The 19,989-nt window shown below is 71.6% G+C and carries 20 protein-coding genes; 6 read left to right on the forward strand and 14 right to left on the reverse strand.

All coding sequences use genetic code 11. From position 1 onward, the window contains the following. Nucleotides 1-35 precede the first annotated feature (35 nt). Nucleotides 36-821 carry an ABC transporter permease gene (locus tag ACFFXY_RS14930; protein ID WP_382351847.1) on the forward strand — a complete coding sequence of 262 codons (786 nt, stop codon included), beginning with the start codon at nt 36-38 and terminating at the stop codon, nt 819-821. Nucleotides 822-892: 71 nt separating this feature from the next. On the opposite strand, the gene ACFFXY_RS14935 is transcribed toward ACFFXY_RS14930, so the two are convergent. The 6 genes from ACFFXY_RS14935 to ACFFXY_RS14960 form a co-directional block, all read right to left on the reverse strand. After that, nucleotides 893-2,032 (reverse strand): hypothetical protein, encoded by a 1,140-nt coding sequence (locus ACFFXY_RS14935; RefSeq protein ID WP_382351850.1) that lies wholly within the window; start codon nt 2,030-2,032, stop codon nt 893-895. 93 nt (nt 2,033-2,125) lie between these two features. Beyond that, nucleotides 2,126-2,746: a helix-turn-helix transcriptional regulator gene (locus ACFFXY_RS14940; RefSeq protein WP_382351853.1), complete on the reverse strand. Its 621-nt coding sequence runs from the start codon at nt 2,744-2,746 to the stop codon at nt 2,126-2,128. A gap of 328 nt (nt 2,747-3,074) precedes the next feature. Next, nucleotides 3,075-3,653 (reverse strand): DUF1707 SHOCT-like domain-containing protein, encoded by a 579-nt coding sequence (locus ACFFXY_RS14945; RefSeq protein ID WP_382351856.1) that lies wholly within the window; start codon nt 3,651-3,653, stop codon nt 3,075-3,077. A gap of 125 nt (nt 3,654-3,778) precedes the next feature. Next, on the reverse strand, nt 3,779-4,231 hold the full coding sequence (locus ACFFXY_RS14950) for a VOC family protein (protein WP_382351859.1): 453 nt from the start codon (nt 4,229-4,231) through the stop codon (nt 3,779-3,781). 53 nt (nt 4,232-4,284) lie between these two features. Then, entirely contained in the window at nt 4,285-5,406 is a 1,122-nt protein-coding gene (locus ACFFXY_RS14955) for a hypothetical protein (protein ID WP_382351862.1), read from the reverse strand. A gap of 69 nt (nt 5,407-5,475) precedes the next feature. Continuing rightward, the gene (locus ACFFXY_RS14960) at nt 5,476-6,342 is read right to left on the reverse strand and encodes an NAD-dependent epimerase/dehydratase family protein (RefSeq protein ID WP_382351865.1); all 867 of its coding nucleotides are present in this window, start codon (nt 6,340-6,342) and stop codon (nt 5,476-5,478) included. A gap of 54 nt (nt 6,343-6,396) precedes the next feature. On the opposite strand from ACFFXY_RS14960, the gene ACFFXY_RS14965 reads away from it, so the two are divergent. Beyond that, nucleotides 6,397-7,197, forward strand: coding sequence for an MBL fold metallo-hydrolase (locus ACFFXY_RS14965; RefSeq protein ID WP_382351868.1), 801 nt, complete (start codon nt 6,397-6,399; stop codon nt 7,195-7,197). 79 nt (nt 7,198-7,276) lie between these two features. On the opposite strand, the gene ACFFXY_RS14970 is transcribed toward ACFFXY_RS14965, so the two are convergent. Then, a complete protein-coding gene (locus ACFFXY_RS14970; RefSeq protein ID WP_382351871.1) occupies nt 7,277-7,924 on the reverse strand; it encodes a nucleoside/nucleotide kinase family protein in 648 nt (215 codons plus the stop codon). Nucleotides 7,925-8,084: 160 nt separating this feature from the next. Here ACFFXY_RS14970 and ACFFXY_RS14975 point away from each other — a divergent pair, with 160 nt between their 5' ends. From ACFFXY_RS14975 to ACFFXY_RS14985, 3 genes are all read left to right on the forward strand, one after another. After that, nucleotides 8,085-9,125, forward strand: coding sequence for an NAD(P)-dependent alcohol dehydrogenase (locus tag ACFFXY_RS14975; protein WP_382351873.1), 1,041 nt, complete (start codon nt 8,085-8,087; stop codon nt 9,123-9,125). 120 nt (nt 9,126-9,245) lie between these two features. Continuing rightward, a complete protein-coding gene (locus ACFFXY_RS14980; protein ID WP_359944753.1) occupies nt 9,246-9,611 on the forward strand; it encodes a PadR family transcriptional regulator in 366 nt (121 codons plus the stop codon). A 1-nt stretch (nt 9,612) separates the two neighbouring features. Continuing rightward, nucleotides 9,613-10,971: a permease prefix domain 1-containing protein gene (locus ACFFXY_RS14985; protein ID WP_382351876.1), complete on the forward strand. Its 1,359-nt coding sequence runs from the start codon at nt 9,613-9,615 to the stop codon at nt 10,969-10,971. A gap of 84 nt (nt 10,972-11,055) precedes the next feature. Here the strand turns inward: ACFFXY_RS14985 and ACFFXY_RS14990 are convergent, their stop codons facing one another. The 7 genes from ACFFXY_RS14990 to ACFFXY_RS15020 are packed head-to-tail and all read right to left on the reverse strand — an operon-like array spanning nt 11,056 to nt 18,671. After that, nucleotides 11,056-12,057 (reverse strand): sugar phosphate isomerase/epimerase family protein, encoded by a 1,002-nt coding sequence (locus ACFFXY_RS14990; RefSeq protein ID WP_382351879.1) that lies wholly within the window; start codon nt 12,055-12,057, stop codon nt 11,056-11,058. Continuing rightward, nucleotides 12,050-12,889 carry a sugar phosphate isomerase/epimerase family protein gene (locus ACFFXY_RS14995; protein ID WP_382351882.1) on the reverse strand — a complete coding sequence of 280 codons (840 nt, stop codon included), beginning with the start codon at nt 12,887-12,889 and terminating at the stop codon, nt 12,050-12,052. Before ACFFXY_RS14995 ends, ACFFXY_RS14990 begins: the two co-directional genes overlap by 8 nt. Beyond that, complete coding sequence (locus ACFFXY_RS15000; RefSeq protein ID WP_382351885.1) at nt 12,886-14,088, reverse strand: substrate-binding domain-containing protein; 1,203 nt, start codon at nt 14,086-14,088, stop codon at nt 12,886-12,888. Before ACFFXY_RS15000 ends, ACFFXY_RS14995 begins: the two co-directional genes overlap by 4 nt. Before the next feature lie 17 nt (nt 14,089-14,105). Continuing rightward, nucleotides 14,106-15,107, reverse strand: a complete 1,002-nt coding sequence (locus tag ACFFXY_RS15005) for an ABC transporter permease (protein ID WP_382351888.1) — start codon at nt 15,105-15,107, stop codon at nt 14,106-14,108. Continuing rightward, entirely contained in the window at nt 15,104-16,096 is a 993-nt protein-coding gene (locus ACFFXY_RS15010) for an ABC transporter permease (protein WP_382351891.1), read from the reverse strand. The genes ACFFXY_RS15005 and ACFFXY_RS15010 overlap by 4 nt, the downstream gene beginning before the upstream one ends. Then, entirely contained in the window at nt 16,093-17,556 is a 1,464-nt protein-coding gene (locus tag ACFFXY_RS15015) for a sugar ABC transporter ATP-binding protein (protein ID WP_382352029.1), read from the reverse strand. Before ACFFXY_RS15015 ends, ACFFXY_RS15010 begins: the two co-directional genes overlap by 4 nt. 17 nt (nt 17,557-17,573) lie before the next feature. Beyond that, entirely contained in the window at nt 17,574-18,671 is a 1,098-nt protein-coding gene (locus tag ACFFXY_RS15020; protein ID WP_382351894.1) for a Gfo/Idh/MocA family protein, read from the reverse strand. 106 nt (nt 18,672-18,777) lie between these two features. Here ACFFXY_RS15020 and ACFFXY_RS15025 point away from each other — a divergent pair, with 106 nt between their 5' ends. Next, nucleotides 18,778-19,989, forward strand: a complete 1,212-nt coding sequence (locus ACFFXY_RS15025) for an ROK family transcriptional regulator (protein ID WP_382351897.1) — start codon at nt 18,778-18,780, stop codon at nt 19,987-19,989.

The raw sequence follows: 19,989 nt of genomic DNA on the forward strand, positions 1-19,989 counted from the left end.
CGCCCCAGACCCTGACTCCGAGAAAGAGAACTCAGATGAGCACGCTCGCGCACACCGTCTCCGACACCTCCACCATGCTGAACCGCCAGCTCAAGCACATGCTCCGCTACCCGTCCCTGACGATCATGCTCGTGGGCATGCCGGTGGTCTTCCTCCTGCTGTTCGTGTACGTCTTCGGCGGCACGATCGGCGACGGCCTCGGCGGCCCCACCGGCGGCCGCGAGGCGTACCTGACCTACCTGACACCCGGCATGCTGCTCATGGCGATCGTCGCCGCGGTGCAGGGCACCGCGATCAGCGTCGCCATGGACATGACCGAAGGCATCGTCGACCGCTTCCGCACCATGAAGATCGCCCGGGTCTCCGTCCTCACCGGACACGTCATCGCCTCGGTGCTCCAGTCCTTCCTGTGCATGGCGGTGCTCCTGGCCGTCGCCGTCGCGATCGGGTTCCGGCCCGAGGCGACCCCGCTCGGCTGGCTCGGCCTGGTCGGCGTCCTGGCCCTGATCTCCTTCGGCCTCACCTGGCTCACGGTCGGCCTGGGCATGAGCGCCAAGTCGGTCGAAGAGGCGTCGAACACCCCGATGGTCCTGATGCTCCTGCCGTTCCTCGGCTCCGCGTTCGTCCCCACCGAGTCGATGCCCACGGTCATCCAGTACTTCGCCGACTACCAGCCCTTCACCCCGTTCATCGAGGTCGTCCGGGCCCTCCTGTTCGACAACCCGGTCGAGGGCTCCGACCTGATCCTCACGGCCGCGTGGTCGATCGGCCTGGCGCTCCTGGGCTACGTCGTCTCGAAGAAGAAGTTCAACAAGCGCTAAGCGCACCGGAAACCACACTCACAACACCCCGAAGGCGGGCCGCACCGGCGGCCCGCCTTCGTCGTGCCCGCTCAGAGGGACCGGGGGCGCGGGAAGCGCGCCACGTCGGGGTCCTTCGAGGACCAGCCCGGGAACTCCCCCAAGTACCGCTCGGCCTTGAACTTCAGGTACGGCCACGCCGCCGGATCGAGGTCCGTCGCCGACGCCGTCCAGCGCAGGAACGGGATGAACAGGTCCCGCACCGCCTCCACGACCGGGTCGTCGGGCGCGTACTTCGCGGGCATCCACCGCTCCAGGAACACATACGCCCGGGTCGGACTCACCTTGGGCCCGTTGACGCCGTGGAACCAGCACAGCTCCCGGATCGCCTCGAAGTGGCGCTCCTCCAGCATCGTCTTCCCGAGCATGTGGCTCAGGAACCCGGAGGCGAACAGCGACAGCTCGTCGTCCGTCGGCTGCCGCACCTCCTCCGGCTCCACCTGCGGGAACTGGCGCAGCCGCGCCCGCCACAGCTCCCGCAGCATGAGGAACCGCGGGGCGAGGCGACGCGCGTCGCCCTCGACGCAGAACAGGTCCCAGTCGTCGAGCGACCGCCGCGTCCCCGCGAACACCTCCGCAGGGTCGGCCTCCACCGGCTGGAACAGCCGGTCGGGGGTCTTCCCGTTCCGGTCCCGGTGCAACGCCAGCAGCCGGTCCACGTCGTCGGTGGCGTCGCAGTCCACGACCATGTCGAAGTGGTACTCCGAGTAGTCCACGGTGAACGACAGCGCCTGGTCGCCGCTCGGGGCGTGGAACGCGCAGAAGAACGTCAACTGGTCGCCGTACACGTCGCCGGCCTTCCAGCACTCCCCGAGCTTCATGTCCTCCCCGTACCACGACGGCGGCGACACGCCCAGCTTCTCCAGGCGCTCAAGCGCTTTCACGGCGGCCCTGCGCCCGCCCGGTGCGTCGGCCAGCTCCGTCATCGCCGCGAGCATCGCGGCCGCGAACGGATCGGGGCGCCCCAGGTAGAATTGGATGAACACGAGCTCCAGCTCCGCCAGCGACACCCCCTGGACCTCGGGCATCGTCGCGCGCGTCCACATGTTGCCGAGGAACCCCGAGCACGACGTCTCGACCGCGAGCCGGTCCTCCGGGTCGGGCTTCTCGTCGTCCGGGTAGCCGCCGAGGATGCGGAACCATTCGTCGCGGTGTTCCTCATTGAGCGCCATGGGCATCGCCTCGTTTCTGCCGGAGGTCCGGGAGCTGCCGAGTATCGCAGTCGGGACGCACGGTAGTCAACCGCCAACGGCGCCTCGTCCGCCTCAAGCGACCAGGCCCGACCGGAACGCCCGCGCCACGGCTTGCGCCCGGTCGCGGGCCCCGAGCTTGCCGTACATGCGCTTCGCGTGGGTCTTGACGGTGTCCTCCGAGACGTGCAGGCGCGCACCGATCTCCGCGTTCGTCAGCCCCTCGCACATCGCCCAGAGCACTTCGAGCTCGCGGTTGCTCAGCAGCGAGCCCCCGCGGCCCGCGCGCTGGCGCGGCATCGCCTCCTTCGCCTCCGCCGCTGCGCGGCAGGCGAACTGGTACGCCTGCGCGAACGCCACGAGCAGCGCGTCGCCGCCGGGCATGGGCGCGCGCAGCACCCCGCGGGCGCCGGCCGCGACGACCATCGCCGCGATCCTCGGGTCGGCGTCGCCGCACATGACCAGGGCGGTCTGCGGGAACCGGGAGCGCACGTTCTGCGCGAAGACGACGGGATTCGGTGCGGCCAGCCGGAAGTCGATGAGCGCGGTCTCGACGAACCGGCGCCGCAGCTCGACCAGCAGCGACGCCGCGCAGTCCACTGTCCTGACGGTGAGCGCCTGCCCCATGCGGGAGGCGCTCGCTGATATCGCCCGGGCCGCTTGCACGGTCGGGACGCACACAACCATGGTGCTCATGGTCTTCTCGCTTTCGATGTTGCCTCGCACCGCCGGTGGGGACGGCGCGACCGGTGGGAATCGGTGTGCACTGATGTGAAGTGGTGTAATCGGCGGGAATCAAGGGCATTGGGCGGATGGTTAAGGGATGTCGGATTAACGAGCCTCCGGCGCGCGAGTTACGCCGTTCGGGGGACATGCCGTGGCGAATAGCGAACAACCTGCTACCGGACCGGGTGACACCAGAAAGCGGCGCCGCCGAGGAGACTCGGCGACGCCGCTGACGCATTGGGTCGGTTGGGATCGGACGGTGACGGCCGGTCCGGCGGCCTTCCTCGGGGGGCGGCCCTTACCCGCGCCACCAGAGGAAGCGGCGCTCGTAGCGGACCTTGAGACGGCTGTAGAGGACGCGTCCGGTGAGGCGGATGCGGGGGCCGCCGCTGGGGGTGAAGGCGCGGTTGAGGACCTGGCCGCCTTCGAGGGTCACGCCGTCGTCGACCGCGTGGGCGCCCTTGGGGAGGATGATCCTGAGGCCGGAGTATTCGAGGTTGACCGCGATCTCGACGTCGCGGGTGGTGAACTCGGCCGTGCGGAAGTCGAGGGTGACCCGGCTGTACTTGGGGTTGACGACGATCCGGCCCGGGACGGTCCAGGCGCCTTGGCGCTTGAGGTGGGTGTAGGCCGGTTCGAGGGCCATGTCCGCGGGCGCGGCGGCGGCGCGCGGGACCGCGAGCGCGCGGTCCTCGGCCGGGAGGTCGGCGAGGAGGCGCTCCACGTCGGCGAAGGTGCGGGCCTCGTAGACCTCGCGGGAGCGGTCGGCGAACTCGTTCAGGTCGAGGCGGCCCTCTTCGGTGGCGGCTTGGAGCCGGGCGATGAGGGCTTCGCGCTCGGCGTTGGAGAGGCGGACGTTCGGGTCGGGTTCGGGCATCGCGGTTCACCTTCTGCTGGTTCCGCGACGAATTTACCGCCCCGCCCCGTCGGTCCGGCAGGCCGCTCAGACTCGACTCGCGAGGCCGCGAGCGGGGTCGGCGGCGGACAGGCCGCCGCCGATGCTCAGGCGTGGCAGCAGAACTCGTTGCCCTCGGGGTCGGCCATGAGGATCCACTTCGCGCCGTCCTCGTCGTAGGCGCCCAGGCGGGTCGCGCCGAGCGACTCCAGGCGGTCGGCTTCGGCCTCGTAGTTGTCGGGCCCGTAGTGGAGGTCCAGGTGGAGGCGGTTCTTCACGGTCTTCGGCTCGGGCACGACCTGGAACAGCAGGCGCATGCCCTTGCCGGTGCCGCGCACGGGGTCGAACGGCGCGTCGGGATCGCGGACCGCGGCGGCGGTCTTCCATCCCTTGCGGCCGTGGACCTCCACGGTCAGGTCCTCGGTGACGACGCCCTGCTCCAGGAGCATCGCGATGAGCGCCGAGTGGTCCTCGACCTCGTATCCCATCGCGGCGGCCCAGAAGTCGGCCAGGCGGTGCGGGTCGGTGCAGTCGATGCAGATCTTGAAGGGAACAGCCATGCCCCCGATCGTAGATCCGGGGTCCGACAGCCGTTCCCCTTTCGCCTCCCCCGCTAGCCCTCGATGTAGTCCTGGGCGTTCGCCAGCTGGTCCTTGATCCGCTGCTCCTGGGCGTAGATCTCGGTCTCGCCGCCGATGAGCTGCTCGACGTACAAGCGCGCCCACAGCTCTTCACTGCCGTCGCGCAGGCCGGACTCCTCGGCGCACTCGGCGAAGTCGAGGGCGATGGCGAACTCGGCGGCCACGGGGTCGCTCGCGTCAATGCCGTCGGGAAGCTCGGCGACCTCTTCGAGCTCGCCGTCGAGGTAGGTCTCGGTGGTGTCGCCGTAGAGGTTCGCGGAGAGGTACTGGGAGGTCGGCAGCCATCCCATCTCGTCGAACTCCCAGTCGCCCTGGCCGCGGTCGGCGAGGCAGTCGAGGAACGCCTGCTCCTCGTCCGCGTACGCCACCGACAGCTCTTCGTAGATCTCACCGTCGCCGACCTGCGTCAGCGGGCTCTCCTCGTCGCCGGGCTTGCGCCAGAAGGAGGAGCCGTCCTCGCGCTCGAACAGCTCGGGCTCGCCGTACACGACCTGGATGGTCTTCAGCTCGCAGCCGCCGAAAGCGGGCTGGTCGGTGTCGAACTCCGCTGCACCGTCGCTCTCCTCCATGGCGTGCTGGAACTCGGCGTCCCATTCGTAGCGCTCGGCGCCGAGCCAGGCCTCCCTCCAGGCGGCCGCGTAGTCCTCGCCCATGGCCTTGAACTCGTCGTGCTCGGTCAGCCAGGAGGGGTCGTCGTAGCCCTGCTCGTCGGCGGTGGCCGCGATGTAATCGGCGTCCTCGCGCATTTCAAGGGCCGCATCGGTGTCGGTCCACCTGACCCACTCGCCGAACGCGAACTTCCCGGCCTGCTCGACCGTGGGGATGCGGCTGTAGGGCGAGGCGAAGCCCGAGAAGCGGTTCGGGATGACGTTGCCGACGAGGGCGAGCGGGTCGTGGACGGTGAAGCCCTCGTCCTGCATGCACATCGAGGCGACCCGGGACTCGGCCTGGACCAGTTCCCAGCGGAGCGCGGAGATGTTGACGATGCTCTGCTCGATCGCCTCGACGTCCTCGTCGGTGACTTCGACGGGTTCCTCCGCGGTGCAGGCGGCCAGGAGCAGGAGCGGCGGGGCCAGGAGTGCGAGTCGGCGCATGGGGTGCGGCCTTTCGGACGGAGCGGCTTGCGGCGCACCAGTATAGGCGCGCCGAGTGCGGCCCCTGGGTCAGACGTGGTCGCGCCAGGAGTGCTTCGGGTCGAAGCCGAGGAGCCTGCGGGCCTTGTCGATCGAGAGGAGCGTCTCGTGGCCGGAGACGGGGCGCTTGAGTTCGAGGTCCGGGTAGTGGGCCGCGACGAGGTCGGCGGTCGGGGTGGTCATGACCGTGTCCGGGGAGGCGATCACGAAGACCTCCTTGCCGGCGCCCTCGCGTTCGAGGCCGAGGCGCACGGCCAGCGCGCCGTCCCGGGCGTCGATGTAGGACCACAGGTTCCAGCGGCGCAGGGCGGGATCGTCGTTGAAGGCCGGGAACTTCGCGTAGTCCTCGGGGTACATGACGTTGGAGAAGCGCAGGCCGGTGGCCTTCAGGGCCGGGTTCCAGCGGCAGAACTGGTCGACCATGGTCTCCTCCATGGTCTTGACCAGGGAGTACGTGGACTCGGGGCGCGGGGCGTACTCCTCGTCCACGGGGAGGTACGGGGGCGGGGTCTCGAAGGGGAGGCCGAGGACGGTCTCGCTGGAGGCCCAGACGATGTTCTCGATCCCGGCGAGGCGGGCGGCGGCGAACACGTTGTAGCTGGTGAGCATGTTGTTGCGGAAGACCGCGGAGTTCGGCTGGAGGCCGGGTGCGGGGATCGCGGCGAGGTGCACGAGGGCGTCGACGCCGTCGTAGCGGTCGTCGATGCGGGTCAGGGCCTCGACGGCCTGGCCGTAGTCGGTGAGGTCGACCTGGGAGTAGGGGAAGGAGAACGGGTCCGGGTGGTCGGGCGAGGGGCGGCGGTCGAGGTTGACGACGTCCCAGCCGTGTTCGACCAGGTCGCGGACGACCGCCCTGCCGAGTTTCCCGCTGCCTCCGGTGACCGCTGCGCGCGCCATCGCGCCTCCCCCTTGATCGTGGCCTGTGCGACACCAGTGTGGCAGGATCGTGCGATGACGCCAACCTTGGACCTCGGGACGCATCAGATCATCGCTTTGACGGACGGGGTGGGGCCGTTCCTGTCCGCACGGGATTTGGCGTTCCCGGACGCGACTCCCGAGCAGTGGGCCGACGCGGACGCGCTCGATCCCGACGCGGTCGACGCGGACGGCGAATGGATCCTCCAGTTCCGGGCCTTCGCGATCCGCTCCGACCGGGGCGTGACGTTGGTGGACACGGGGATCGGGCCGGCGGGTGCTCCCGCGGAGTCGTGGACGCCGGTGCCGGGGCGGCTCCCGGAGGAGCTGGCGGCGGCGGGCGTCGACCCCGCCGAGGTCACCAATGTCGTACTGACGCACCTGCATTCGGACCACATCGGCTGGGCCGTGGTGGGCGACGACAAGCACCCCTACTTCCCGAACGCCGAATACCTGCTGCAGCGCAACGAGTTCGAGGCAGTCGAGGCGATCAACCCGAAGCTGGAGGGCCAGATCATCGCGCCGCTGCTGCGCGCCGACCGCCTCCGCCTCCTCGACGGCGACACGCCGCTTCCCTCCGGCGAGCAGATCGTGGCGACCCCCGGCCACACCCCGGGCCACCAGAGCGTCCTCGTCCGGTCGGGCCGCGACCTCGCCGTCGTCACCGGCGACCTCCTCGTCCACGCCATCCAGCTCGCCCACCCCGGCCTCGAATACGCCCACGAGATGGACCGCCCCGCCGCCAAGCGCTCCCGCGAGGCGATCCTCGCCACCGACGCCGACCTCCACCTCGCCACGCCGCACCTGACGGCGCCGTTCACGCGTTACCGTCCCTAGCCCCCACCCTCCCAGAGGGGACCGTGGCGGCGAGTCTTGCCGAGGGGTGCGACAGAAACGCCCGGCCGCGGGCGGGAGGTCACGGAAATATGGCGAGGGTCTCGAAATCGAGGATGAGGTCCGCGCGGTCGCGGGTGGCGCGGATGCGCGTCGCGTTGGGCTCGTCGACCTCGGCGACCCAGGCGCGGGCGTGCTCGGGGGTCTTGCCGAAGCGCTCGTGGCGGGCGATGAGGCGCTCCAGGCGCAGCGGCTCGGGGGTCTCGCAGTACCAGACCTCGGTGAGCGCGGCGCGCACCGCGGGCCACGGGCCGGTGTCGTCGAGCAGGTAGTTCCCCTCGGTCACGACCACTTGCGCCTCGGGCGGGACGGCGATGGACCCGGCCACCGGCTCGCCGACCGTGCGGTCGAACTCGGGCGCGTAGACGGTGGTGCGCTCGGCGGCGATGCGCTCCAGAAGCGCCCGGTAGCCGTCGCCGTCGAACGTGTCGATCGCGCCCTTGCGCCCGCGCCGGCCCAGGCGCACGAGCTCGGCGTTCGCGAGGTGGAAGCCGTCCATGGGCACCTGCACGGCGCGCGTGCCGCCCGCGTCGAGGGTGCGCGCGAGCCACGCCGCGACGGTCGTCTTGCCCGCGCCGGGGCATCCGGCGATGCCGATGCGCACGCGGCCGCCCGTGCCGAGGGCCTTGACGCGCTCCAGGAGCGCCTGGGGGTCGTTCGCGAAGTCCACGCGCCCGAACCTAGCCCACCCGCTCCGCTCCCTGCCCGGTGATGGTCCCCGGGCTTCCCCGAACACGGCCGCCGCCAGGGTGATCCGGGTTACCGTGACCGGGTCAGGAGGCCCCGTGGACTGCGGATTCGCGGGCCCAGCGAACCGCACGGAGGCGTTCATGAAAGCCCTGCAGTACCGCGAGATCGGCAAGGCCCCCGAGGTCGTCGAGATCCCCACGCCCGAGCCGAAGCCCGGCGAGGTCCTCCTCAAGGTCACCGCCGCGGGCGTGTGCCACTCCGACATCGCCGTCATGGAATGGCCCGCCGAGGGCTTCCCGTACAAGCTGCCGCTCACGCTCGGCCACGAGGGCGCGGGCACCGTCGCGGCGCTCGGGGACGGCGTCACCGGCGTGGAGGTCGGCGAGTCCGTCGCCGTGTACGGCCCGTGGGGCTGCGGGCGGTGCATCAAGTGCGCGGCGGGCGAGGAGAACTACTGCCAGCGCGTGCGCGAGCTCGACATCAACCCGCCCGGCCTGGGCTCGCCGGGCGCGATCGCGGAGTACCTGATCGTGGACGACGCGCGGCACCTGGTGCCGCTGGGGAACCTGGACCCGGTGCAGACCGTGCCGCTCACCGACGCGGGGCTGACCCCGTACCACGCGATCAAGAAGTCGCTCCCGAAGCTCACGCCGGGCTCGACGGCGGTCGTCATCGGCACCGGCGGGCTCGGGCACGTCGCGGTGCAGGTGCTGCGGGCGGTCTCGGCGGCGAAGGTCGTGGCGCTCGACGTGTCGGAGGACAAGCTCGAACTGGCGCGGAAGGTCGGCGCGCACGAGGCGTTCCTGTCGGACGGGGACGCCGCGGAGAAGGTCAAGGACCTGACCGGCGGGATCGGCGCGCAGGCGGTGTTCGACTTCGTGGGCGTGGGCCCGACGGTGGCGACCGCGGGCGCGTGCGCGGCCGTGGAGTCGGACGTGACGATCGTGGGGATCGGCGGCGGGACGCTGCCGGTCGGGTTCGGGGCGCTGCCGTTCGAGGTGTCGGTGAAGGCCCCGTACTGGGGCACGCGCGACGAGCTCATCGAGGTGCTCGACCTGGCGCGGGACGGCCTGATCGACGTGCACGTGGAGACGTACTCGCTGGAGGAGGCGCCGAAGGCGTACGAGCGGCTGCACGCGGGGCGGATCAACGGGCGCGCGGTGATCCTGCCGAACGGCTGACCAGGGGCTCGAACGGCCCGGCCGGGGTTCCGGCCGGGCCGTTTGACAATCCGGGAACCCTAGATCTACGATGCATAGAACCACAAGGCATAGAAGATCTAGGTAAGGAGGCGCCCCCTCATGCACATCGCGAAAGACCTCGTGGCGGCCTCGGCCACCCCGCTCGTGCTCGGCATCCTCGCCGAGGAGGAGAGCTACGGCTACGCGATCCTCAAGCAGATCGCCGAGCGGTCCGGCGGGCGGCTGGAGTGGACCGAGGGCCTGCTCTACCCGCTGCTGCACCGGCTGGAGCGGCTCGGCCACGTCGAGTCCACCTGGCGCACGCCCGAGGGCGGGCGCCGCCGCAAGTACTACGCCATCACCGAGGACGGGCGCCGCGAGCTCGCCGAGCAGCGGCGCCAGTGGGCCGCCGTCACCGACGCGCTCCAGGACATCTGGGAGGCGACCCGCGCCCTCGGACCCGCCGCGCCGCCGCTGGAGGCCTGACATGACCGACACCGACATCGAGGCCCAGGTCGCCGAGTGGCGCGCGTACATGCTGCGCCGCAAGGCCATCAGCGAGGCCGACGTGGACGAGCTGGAGGACCACCTGCGCGAGCGGGTCGGCGACCTCACCGAGGCGGGCCTCAAGCCCGACGAGGCGTTCCTCATCGCCGTCAAGCGCATGGGCCGCATGGACGAGCTGTCGCGGGAGTTCGCCCGCGAGCACTCCGACCGGCTGTGGAAGCAGCTCGTGCTCGACCCCGACCGGGACCGGGCCGCCGACGAGGAGCGGCGGCGCGGCCTGGTCGTCATGATCGTCTGCGCCGCACTGGGAGCGGTCGCGGTCAAGCTCCCGGCCCTGTTCGGGACCGGGTTCGACGACTCGGCGGAGTTCTACGCCCGCAACATGGGCCTGCTCGTGCTCGCGCCGCTCGCGGTCTACTTCGCGTGGCGGCGCCGGCTCAGCGAGGCCGCGATCGCCCTGGTGGCGGCCCTGTTCGCCGTCGGCGCGGTCGCCAACAACGCGTACCCGCTGGAGCCGGACTCGCAGTCGATCGTGCTCAGCGCGATCCACCTGCCGCTGCTGCTGTGGTTCGTCGTGGGCGTCGCCTACACCGGCGGCGAGTGGCGCTCGGGGCGAAAGCGCATGGACTTCATCCGGTTCACCGGCGAGTGGTTCATCTACCTGGTCCTCATCGGACTCGGCGGCGGGGTGCTCACCGGGTTCACCGCGGGCGTGTTCGGCGCGATCGGCGTCGACGCGGAGGTGTTCGTCTCGGAGTGGCTGGTGCCGTGCGGGTTCGCGGCCGCCGTCGTGGTCGCGGCGTGGCTGGTCGAGGCCAAGCAGAGCGTCATCGAGAACATGGCGCCGGTGCTCACCCGCGTGTTCACGCCGCTGTTCGCCGTCACGCTCGTGGCGGTGCTCGTCGCGATCGGCGTGACCACCAACGCGATCGACGTCGAGCGGGACATGCTCATCCTGTTCGACCTCCTGCTGGCCGTCGTGCTCGGCCTGGTCCTGTACTCGATCTCCGCGCGCGACAGCGCCGCGAAGCCCGGGGTGTTCGACTGGATGCAGCTCGCGCTCGTGGTGGCCGCGCTGCTCATCGACGTGCTCGTGCTCGTCGCGATCCTCGGCCGCATCACCGAGTGGGGGTTCACGCCCAACAAGAGCGCCGCGCTCGGCGAGAACCTCGTGCTGTTCGCGAACCTCGCGTGGACGGCCTGGCTGTACGTCTCGATCATCAGGCGCCGCAAGCGCTTCGCGCAGCTGGAGGACTGGCAGACGGGCTACATGCCGGTGTACGCGGCGTGGGCGGCGGTCGTGGTCCTGGTGTTCCCGCCCCTGTTCTCGTTCGCCTGAGAGGAGACCGCCGCGGGCCGCCCTGGGAGGAGGGCGGCCCGCAGTCTCCTGTGCGGACCCGGAGGTGCGGCCGGGCCCGGAGGATCAGTCCGAGCCGAAGGCGCTGTCGAAGGACGCCGCCGGGGGCTCGAAGTTCAGGTTCCGCACGAACTCCACGGCCTCGGCCGCGCCGCGCAGGCGGTCCATCCCGGCGTCCTCCCACTCGACGGAGATCGGGCCGGAGTAGCCGATGCGGCCCAGGACGCGGAAGCAGTCCTCCCACGGCACGTCGCCGTGGCCGGTGGACACGAAGTCCCAGCCGCGCCGCGGGTCGCCCCACGGCAGGTGCGAGCCGAGGCGGCCGTTGCGCCCGTCCAGGCGCCTGCGGGCGTCCTTGCAGTCCACGTGGTAGATCCGGTCGCGGAAGTCCCACAGGAACGCGGCCGGATCGATGTCCTGCCACACCATGTGGCTCGGGTCCCAGTTGAGCCCGAACGCGGTCCGGTGCCCGACCGCTTCGAGCGCGCGGTGCGTCGACCAGTAGTCGTAGGCGATCTCCGAGGGGTGGACCTCGTGCGCGAACCGGACGCCGACCTCGTCGAACACGTCGAGGATCGGGTTCCAGCGGGCCGCGAAGTCGTCGTAGCCCGCCTCGATCACGGCCTCCGGCACGGGCGGGAACATCGCCACGTACTTCCACACGGCCGAGCCGGTGAACCCGATGACGGTGTCCACGCCGAGCTTCGCGGCGGCCCGCGCGGTCGCCTTCATCTCCTCGGCGGCGCGCTGCCGGACCCCTTCGGGGTCGCCGTCGCCCCACACGCGGGAGGGCACGATCGACTTGTGCCGGTCGTCGATCGGGTCGTCGCAGACCGCCTGGCCGACAAGGTGGTTCGAGATCGCCCACAGGCCCAGGCCGTGCGATTCGAGGACGGCCTTGCGGTCGGCGACGTAGTCGTCGTCCTCGGCGGCGCGCACCACGTCGAGGTGGTCGCCCCAGCAGGCGACTTCGAGCCCGTCGTAGCCCCACGAGGCCGCGAGGCGGCACACCTCCTCGAAGGGCAGGTCCGCCCACTGGCCGGTGAACAGCGTGATCGGTCTAGGCATACAGGCTCCTCAGAAAGGTCAGGCCGTCGACGGCGATGGCGTCCTGGGTCGGCGCGAGCGGACGCCAGATCGACGCCGCGGCGGCGATGGTCGCATTGTGCGCCGTGAACGACTCGATGACAAGCGGTCCGCGGTACCCGGCGCCGTCGAGCGCCGCGGTGATCGCGGGCCAGTCGAGGTGGTCGCGGCCCGGCGCGCCCCGGTCGTTGGCCGAGACCTGCACGTGCGCGATCCTCCCTGCGGCCCTTGCAATCGCCGCCGGGATGTCGGTCTCCTCGATGTTCATGTGGTAGACGTCCAGGGCCAGCCCCGTCCCGGGCAGGCCGTCGAGCGCTTCGAGGGCCTGGTCCACGGTGTTCACCACGCTGGTCTCGTAGCGGTTGAGCGGCTCCACCGCCAGGGTGACCCCCCGCGCGGCGGCGTACTCGGCGACGGGCCGGAGGTTGGCCCGCAGCTCCCCGTACGCCGCCGCGCGGTCGCCGATGCGCCAGGTGCGCCCGACCGACGCGTACGCGGGCCCGGCGATCACCGGCGACCCGACCGCGACGGCGGCGTCCACGACGCTGCGCAGGTAGTCCTGCGTCTCGGCGACGGTTTCCGCTGGCGCGGCGACGAGTTCGCGTCCCGGGCCCATGACGAGGACCACCGTGACGGCGAGGCCGAGCTCGTGCAGCAGCTCGGCGGCCCTCGCCGCGTCCCAGTCCCCGGGGGACTCCACGGGCAGCTCGATCGCGTCGAACCCCCACGCGGCGATCCGGGGCGCGAGCCGGGCCAGGGCCTCGTCGTCGAGCGGCGAGGCCCAGACCCAGGTGTTGACGCCTATGCGGCTCAACGGTCCTGCCAGGCGTCGGGGAAGCCCGGCAGGTCCTCGCCGCCGAACTTGGCGTAGTGCAGCGAGGGCATGTCGGCGTTCACTTCGAGGTACTGGTCGCGGTCGGCCTCGGTGATCGGCTCCTGCGGGAGCACCCACTCCGCGGGCACCTGCTCGCCCGCGAGGATCATCGTCGCCGCGATGACCGGCGTGCGCCACTGGAAGTTCGAGTACACGGGCGCGAGCGCGGTCATGCCGGTCTCCTGCCACTTGCGCATGAACGACAGCTCGTCCTCGCCGGTCATGACCGGGTAGGGCTTGCCGGCGTCCTCGAACGCCTCGATGGCCGCGACGGCGCCGTCCCCGGCGTCCATCCAGATGCCGTCCACGTCGCCGCGCTGGAGGTACTGCGTGACGATGTTCTTGATCTCCGCGGCGTCGCCGCCGGTGAACTCGTCGCCGAGGATCTCCAGCTCCGAGTCGGCGAAGATCTCCGTGGCCGCGGCCCAGCGGTTCTCCAGGACGTCCACGCCCGGGAGGATGCGCAGCGCCAGGACCTTGTCGCCCGGCTCCAGGTTGTCCACGAGGAACTCGGCGGCGTCGGCGCCGAACGCGTAGCCGCCGATCGGGTGGATGAAGGTGACGGCGCAGTCGGTGTTGACGCCGCGGTCGAAGACGATGACCGGGACGCCCGACTCGCAGGCCGTCTCCACCGCGGGCGTGAGGGTCGCGGTCGTGGAGGGCGAGATGATGAGCGCGTCGCAGTCGCCGGAGTCGACGAACGCCTGGATGTCGCTGATCTGCTGGTCGTCGTCGTCCCCGGCGTCGGAGTGCCGGAACTCGCCGATCTTCCCCTCCGCCTGGAGGACCTCGACCTGCTGCTGCATGGTGATCCAGCCGGTCACGCGCCACGGGTTGGAGACCGAGGCGTTCGAGAAGCACACGGTGGCGTCGCCGCCCTCCTGCGCGAACGCGGCGGTGTCGACCCACTCGGGCTCGATGGCCTGAAGCCACGGGGCCGCCGGGTCGCCTTCGGGTTCGATGTCGCGCTGGGCGAGCTGCTCGTCGTAGTCGGCCTGCACGAACCACTCGTTCCCGCCGGATTCGGTCTCGGTGGTCGCGTCGTCGGCCTCGTCGGTCGGGGCGTCGGTGGTGCAGGCGGTCGCGAGCAGGATGCCCAGGGACGCCGCGGCTGCCGCGGCTATACGGGTTGTCCGCATGGTGGATGACCTTCTTCTCATGAGGGAGTTGGACTTGCGGTGGTGGCGGTCGGGACGGGCCGGGCGCGCGCCCGCGCCGCGTAGGCGACGGCGGCGATGATGATGGCGCCCTGCACGGCGGGCCGGAGCGTCGCGGGGAGCGCCATCTGGTTGAACAGGGTGAACAGGCCCTCGATGACCAGGGCCCCGGCCATCGCGGCGAGCACGGAGCCGCGGCCGCCGCCGAGCACGACGCCGCCGAGCACGACGGCGGTGATGACGGTGAACTCCAGGCCGTCGCCGACCTGCGCGGAGACGCCCGCGAAGCCGCCGATGAGCACGCCCGCCACCGTCGCCGACAGTCCTGAGAGGACGAACGCGAGCGTGCGGGCGGTGTCCACGCGGGCGCCCGAGAGGGCCGCGGCGCGCTCGTTGTCCCCCGCGGCCATGAGGATGCGGCCGAATCGGGTGCGCATGAGCAGCACCGCGCCCGCGCCGAGCGCGAGCATGATGAGCAGCGCCCAGGGGATCTGGCCGAGGACCGGCACGTCCTGGATGCCCATGCGCCCGGCCTCGCGGAAGGACTCGGAGAGGCTGCCGGTGGGGGCGCCGCCGGTCCAGAGCCGGATGGCCCCGTAGAGGACCAGGAGCATCCCGAGGGTGGTGATGAACGACTGGACCTTCAGGGCCGTGGTGATGAGCCCGTTGACGAGCCCGACCGCGATCCCGAAGAGCGCCATGACGATGAGCACGGGGACCGTGCGGGACTCCTCGCCGTCGATGAGGCGCGCGGCGATGACGACCTGGGCGCCCACGAGCGCGCCCACGGACAGGTCGAAGTTCCCCGAGACGATCACGAAGTACTGGCCCGCGGCCAGGATCACCAGGGGCGCGGCCTGCTTGAGGAACGCCATGAGCGAGGGGCCCGCGAAGAACCCGGGGTTCATCGCGAACACGGCCGCGAAGACGAGGACGAGCAGGATGAAGACGGTCGCGGTCGGGTTCGTCGCCCGCGCGAGCAGCTCCCGGGCGCGGGTCATGACGCCCTCCCTTCGGCGAAGCGGGGCCGCCGGGCGTGGCGGTCGAGCTGGCGGCGGGCGTAGATGGCGACGGCGACGATGATGACGGCGCCGCGCAGCACGTCCTTGGCGAACGGGTCGATCTGGAGGACGTTGAACACGGTGTCGAGGACGGCGAGGATCGCCACGCCCGCGACGGTCCCGGCGACGCCGCCCTTGCCGCCGAGCAGGAGCGTCCCGCCCAGGACCACCGCGGCGATGGCGTCGAGCTCGTAGAGGTTCGTGTACGCCTCGGCCGAGCCGGTCCCGAAGCGCGCGGCGAGCAGGAGCCCGGCGGCCCCGGCCGTCATGCCGCACAGGACGTGCGCGACGAGGAGGGTGCGGCCGGTGCGGATGCCGGACATGCGCGCCACGTCCACGTCGCCGCCCACGGCGTACATGTGGTGGCCGGTGCGCGTGGAGCGCAGGAACCAGATCGCGGCGGCCGCGACGATGAGCATGACGAGCGCCGAGACCGGCACGGGCCCGATGCGCGTGTACCCGAACTGCTGGAACACGGCGGGCACGTCCCCGGCGGGGCCCTTGTACTGGGTGTCCAGGTAGCCCTTGATGATCAGGCCGGTCCCGAGGGTCGTGATGAACGGGTTGACGCCGAGGTAGGCGGTGACCGCGCCGTTGAAGGCGCCTACGAGGCCGGAGACGAGGAGGACCGCCCCGATGGCGAGCGGCACGTTCGCGGGGTCGCCGTCCATGGTCGTCGCGGCGACGAGGCTGGAGAGCGCCGCGGTGTACCCCACGGACAGGTCCAGGGACCGGCACAGGATCACCAGGGTCATGCCGATGGCGAGGAACCCGGTGAGGCTGGTGCGGGTGAGCATGTCGACGAGGTTCGCGGTGGCGAACAGGTTCCCGCCGTCCAGTGCGACCGCGACGCCGCCGACGAGGAGGACGCCCGCGAGCGCGAGGTAGATGAGGGCGGTGGTGCCCAGGCGGGGCAGGCGCGGTGTCATTCCGGGCCCCTTCCGGTCGCGTAGGCCATGACCTGCTGCTCCGTTGCGCCGCCGGGGAGTTCGGCGGCGATGCGGCCGTCGTGGAGGACGGCGATCCGGTCGGCGAGGCCGATGACCTCGATGAGCTCGGAGGCGATGAGGAGGACCGCGAGGCCCTCGGCGGCGAGTTCGCGGATCACCGAGTACAGCTTGTGCTTGGCGCCCACGTCGATCCCGCGGGTGGGCTCGTCGAGGACGATGACCCCGGGCTCGGCGGCGAGCCACTTGGCGACGACGACCTTCTGCTGGTTGCCGCCGGAGAGGAAGCGCACTTCCTGGTCCTCGCCGCGGGCGACGAGGTCGAGGCTGGAGAGCAGGCCCGTGACGCGGGCCAGGCGGGCGCGGGAGTGGACGCGCGCGTTCGCGTCGAGGACCATGCGGGCGTTGGCGCGCACGGACTGGCGCAGGGCCAGGCCCTGGGCCTTGCGGTCCTCGGTGACGAGCGCGATCCCCGCGCTGATGGCTTTGCGGGGCTTGGTGATGCGGATCGGCTTCCCGTCGACTTCGAGGGTGCCGCGGGTGAACGGGGCGATGCCGAAGACCGCTTCGGCGATCTCGGTGCGGCCCGAGCCCTGGAGCCCGGCCAGGCCCACGATCTCCCCGGCGCGGACTTCGAGGTCGATCGCGTCGACGCGGTCGTTCCCGCCGCCGCTGATCCTGAGCCTGACGGCGCCGGTCTCGGTGCCGGGCAGGCGCTCGGGGAACTGGGCCTCGATGCGGCGCCCGACCATCTTGGCGACGAGGTCGTCGGGGGTGATGTCGGCGGTGGCGGTGGTCTCGACCAGGCGGCCGTCCTTGAGGACGGTGATCCGGTCGCACAGGTCGAAGATCTCCTTGAGCCGGTGGGAGACGTAGAGGACGGCGGTGCCGCGCTCGCGCAGGCGGGCGACGAGGCGGTAGAGGAGTTCGACCTCGGCGTCGGCGAGGGCGGCGGTGGGCTCGTCCATGCAGATGAGGTCGGCCCCTTGGGAGAGGGCCTTGGCGATCTCGGTGATCTGCTGGTGCGCGACCGACAGCGTCCCGACTCTCGCTGAGGGCGAGAGGTCCTCGACGCCGAGGTCGGCGAGGACCTCTGCGGTGGACTCGGTCATGGCGCGGCGGTCGATGAGCCCGCGGCGGCGCGGCTCGCGTCCCAGGTGGACGTTCTCTGCCACGGTCAACTGCGGCAGGAGGTTGAACTCCTGGAAGACCGAGGCCACCCCGGCCTGCTGGGCCTGGAGCGGGTGGGTGAAGGAGACGGCGCGGCCGTCCAGCTCGATGGTGCCGGCGTCCGCGGTGTGGACGCCCGCGAGGATCTTCATGAGCGTGGACTTGCCCGCGCCGTTCTCCCCCACCAGGGCGTGGACCTCCCCGGGCGCCATCGTGAGGTCCACGCCGGACAGGACGGGGACGCCGAGGAAGGCCTTGTCGATGCCGCGCATGGCGAGCAGGAGGTCGGTCACTGCGGCACCTCCGCCCAGTCCCGGGTGCGGGCCGACTCGGCGACGGCCTCGGCGATGCGGGCGGCGCGCAGGCCGTCGGCGAACACCGGCAGCCCGTCGGGGGCGCTCCCGGCGATGGCCGCGCCGGTGTCGGCGACGAATGCGTTGAAGCAGTCCTGGTAGCCCTGGGCGTGGCCGCCGGGGACGCGGGCGAGGCGCGCGGCGTCGGGGCTGAGGTTGTCGGGGTCGCGCATGAGCTCGCCGTTGACCTCGCGGCCGCCGATCCAGAGCGTCTCGGGGCGCTCCTGGTCGAACGCGAGCGTGGCCTCCGAGCCCGAGATCTCCAGGAGCAGGCGGTTCTTGCGCCCCGCGGAGACCTGGCTGACCACGGTCGAGCCGATCATGCCGCCCGCGGTGGCGAACTGGAGCGTCACGATGTCCTCGGTGGCGACCTCGCGGCCGCCGCGGCGGCGGTTCGCGGTCGACAGCTGCGCGGACACGGCCGTGATCCGGTCGCCCGAGACGAATTCGAGCAGGTCGCACCAGTGGGAGCCGATGTCGCCGAAGGCCCGCAGGGCCCCGCCCTTGTCGGCGTCCACGCGCCAGTTGTCGTCGTCGGGGCGCAGCAGCCAGTCCTGGAGGTAGGAGCCGTGCGCGAGGGTGAGGCGGCCGATGCCGCCCGCGCTGATGCGGGCGCGGGCCTCGCGGACCATCGGGTGGAAGCGGTAGACGAAGGGGACGGTGGCGACGACGCCCGCCGCGGCCGCGGCCTCGGTCATGTCGCGGGCGGCCTCCACGTCGGTGGCGAGGGGCTTCTCGCACACCACGTGCTTCCCGGACTCGATGGCCGCCATGGCGATCCGGTGGTGCAGGTGGTTGGGGACGCAGACGTGGACCACATCGACGGCGTCGATCAGGTCCTTGACGTCGTCGAAGACCGCTTCGGCCCGCAGCGCGGGCGCGGCGCGGCGGGCCCGCTCGGGGGTCGAGCCGGCGATCCCGGCGACCGTGCCCCCGGCGGCGGCGATGGCGGCGGAGTGGACCCGCCCCATGAAGCCGGTGCCGACGACGGCGGCGCGGTAGGTCGTCTGCCGAGTGATCGTGACGTGAGCCATATGACGACCGTAGGGCAGACTTATGTCGGAGCACAAGCAAAAGTTGTTCGTGTTATGAAACAGTTATGACACCAGTCCGTCTGAACCGGTGTGGTTCACTAGTCCCGTGACTGATGGTTCGACCGAGCGGCACCGGACGGCCCCCGCGGCCGCCGCCGGTGCGGGCACCCTGCTCCAACTGCTGCGGGACGGCGTGCCCCGCACCAGGTCCGAGCTCGCCGCGCTCACCGGCCTCGCCCGCTCCACCGTCACCGGCCGCGTCGACGCCCTCCTCGCCGCGGGCCTCATCGCCCCCTCCGGCGAGACCGCCTCCACCGGCGGCAGGCCCCCCGCCACCTTCGCGTTCAACCCCGCCGCCCGCATCGTCCTCGGCGCCGACCTCGGCGCCACCCACGCCCGCCTCGCCGTCATCGACATGGCCGGGAACGTCCTCGCCGCCGTCAACGCCGACCTGGAGATCGCCTTGGGCCCCAAGGCGGTCCTCGACTGGACCGTCGAGCACGGCCGCAAGCTCCTCGACGAGGTCGCCCGCCCCGTCGGCGACCTCCTCGGCATCGGCATCGGCCTCCCCGGCCCCGTCGAGCACTCCACCGGCCGCGCCGTCAACCCGCCGATCATGCCCGGCTGGGACGGCTTCGACGTGCCCTCCTACGTGCGCGAGCGCATCCCGGTCCCGGTGCTGGTCGACAACGACGTCAACATCATGGCCCTCGGCGAGCACTTCGCCGCCTGGCCCGAGTACGAGCACCTGCTCTTCATCAAGGCCGCCACCGGCATCGGCTGCGGCATCATCGTCGGCGGCCAGGTCTACCGCGGCGCGCAGGGCGCCGCCGGGGACATGGGCCACATCCGCGTCGCGGGCGCCGACGACGCCCACTGCCGCTGCGGCAACACCGGCTGCCTCGAAGCCGTCGCCTCCGGCGCGGCCATCGCCGCCGCCCTGACCGCCGAGGGCATCCCCGCGGGCGGCTCCCTCGACGTGGTCGAACTCGCCCGCTCCGGCTCCATCCCAGCGCTGCAACGGGTCCGCCAGGCCGGGCGCGACATCGGCGAGGTCCTCGCCGGGGCCGTCAACTTCTTCAACCCCTCGATCATCGTCATCGGCGGCTCCCTCGCGCTCGCGGGCGACCACCTCATCGCGGGCGTCCGCGAAGTCATCTACCAGCGCTCGCTCCCCTTGGCCACCAGGCACCTGCGCATCGCCGCCGCCCGCACGGGCGAGTCGAGCGGCGCGATCGGCGCCGGGGTCATGGTCATCGAGCACGCCCTCGACCCCGCGCGGCTCGACGCGGGCACGGATTCTCTGAAGAACGGATGA

This window comes from Glycomyces mayteni (assembly GCF_042428885.1).
GTDB lineage: Bacteria > Actinomycetota > Actinomycetes > Mycobacteriales > Micromonosporaceae > Glycomyces > Glycomyces mayteni.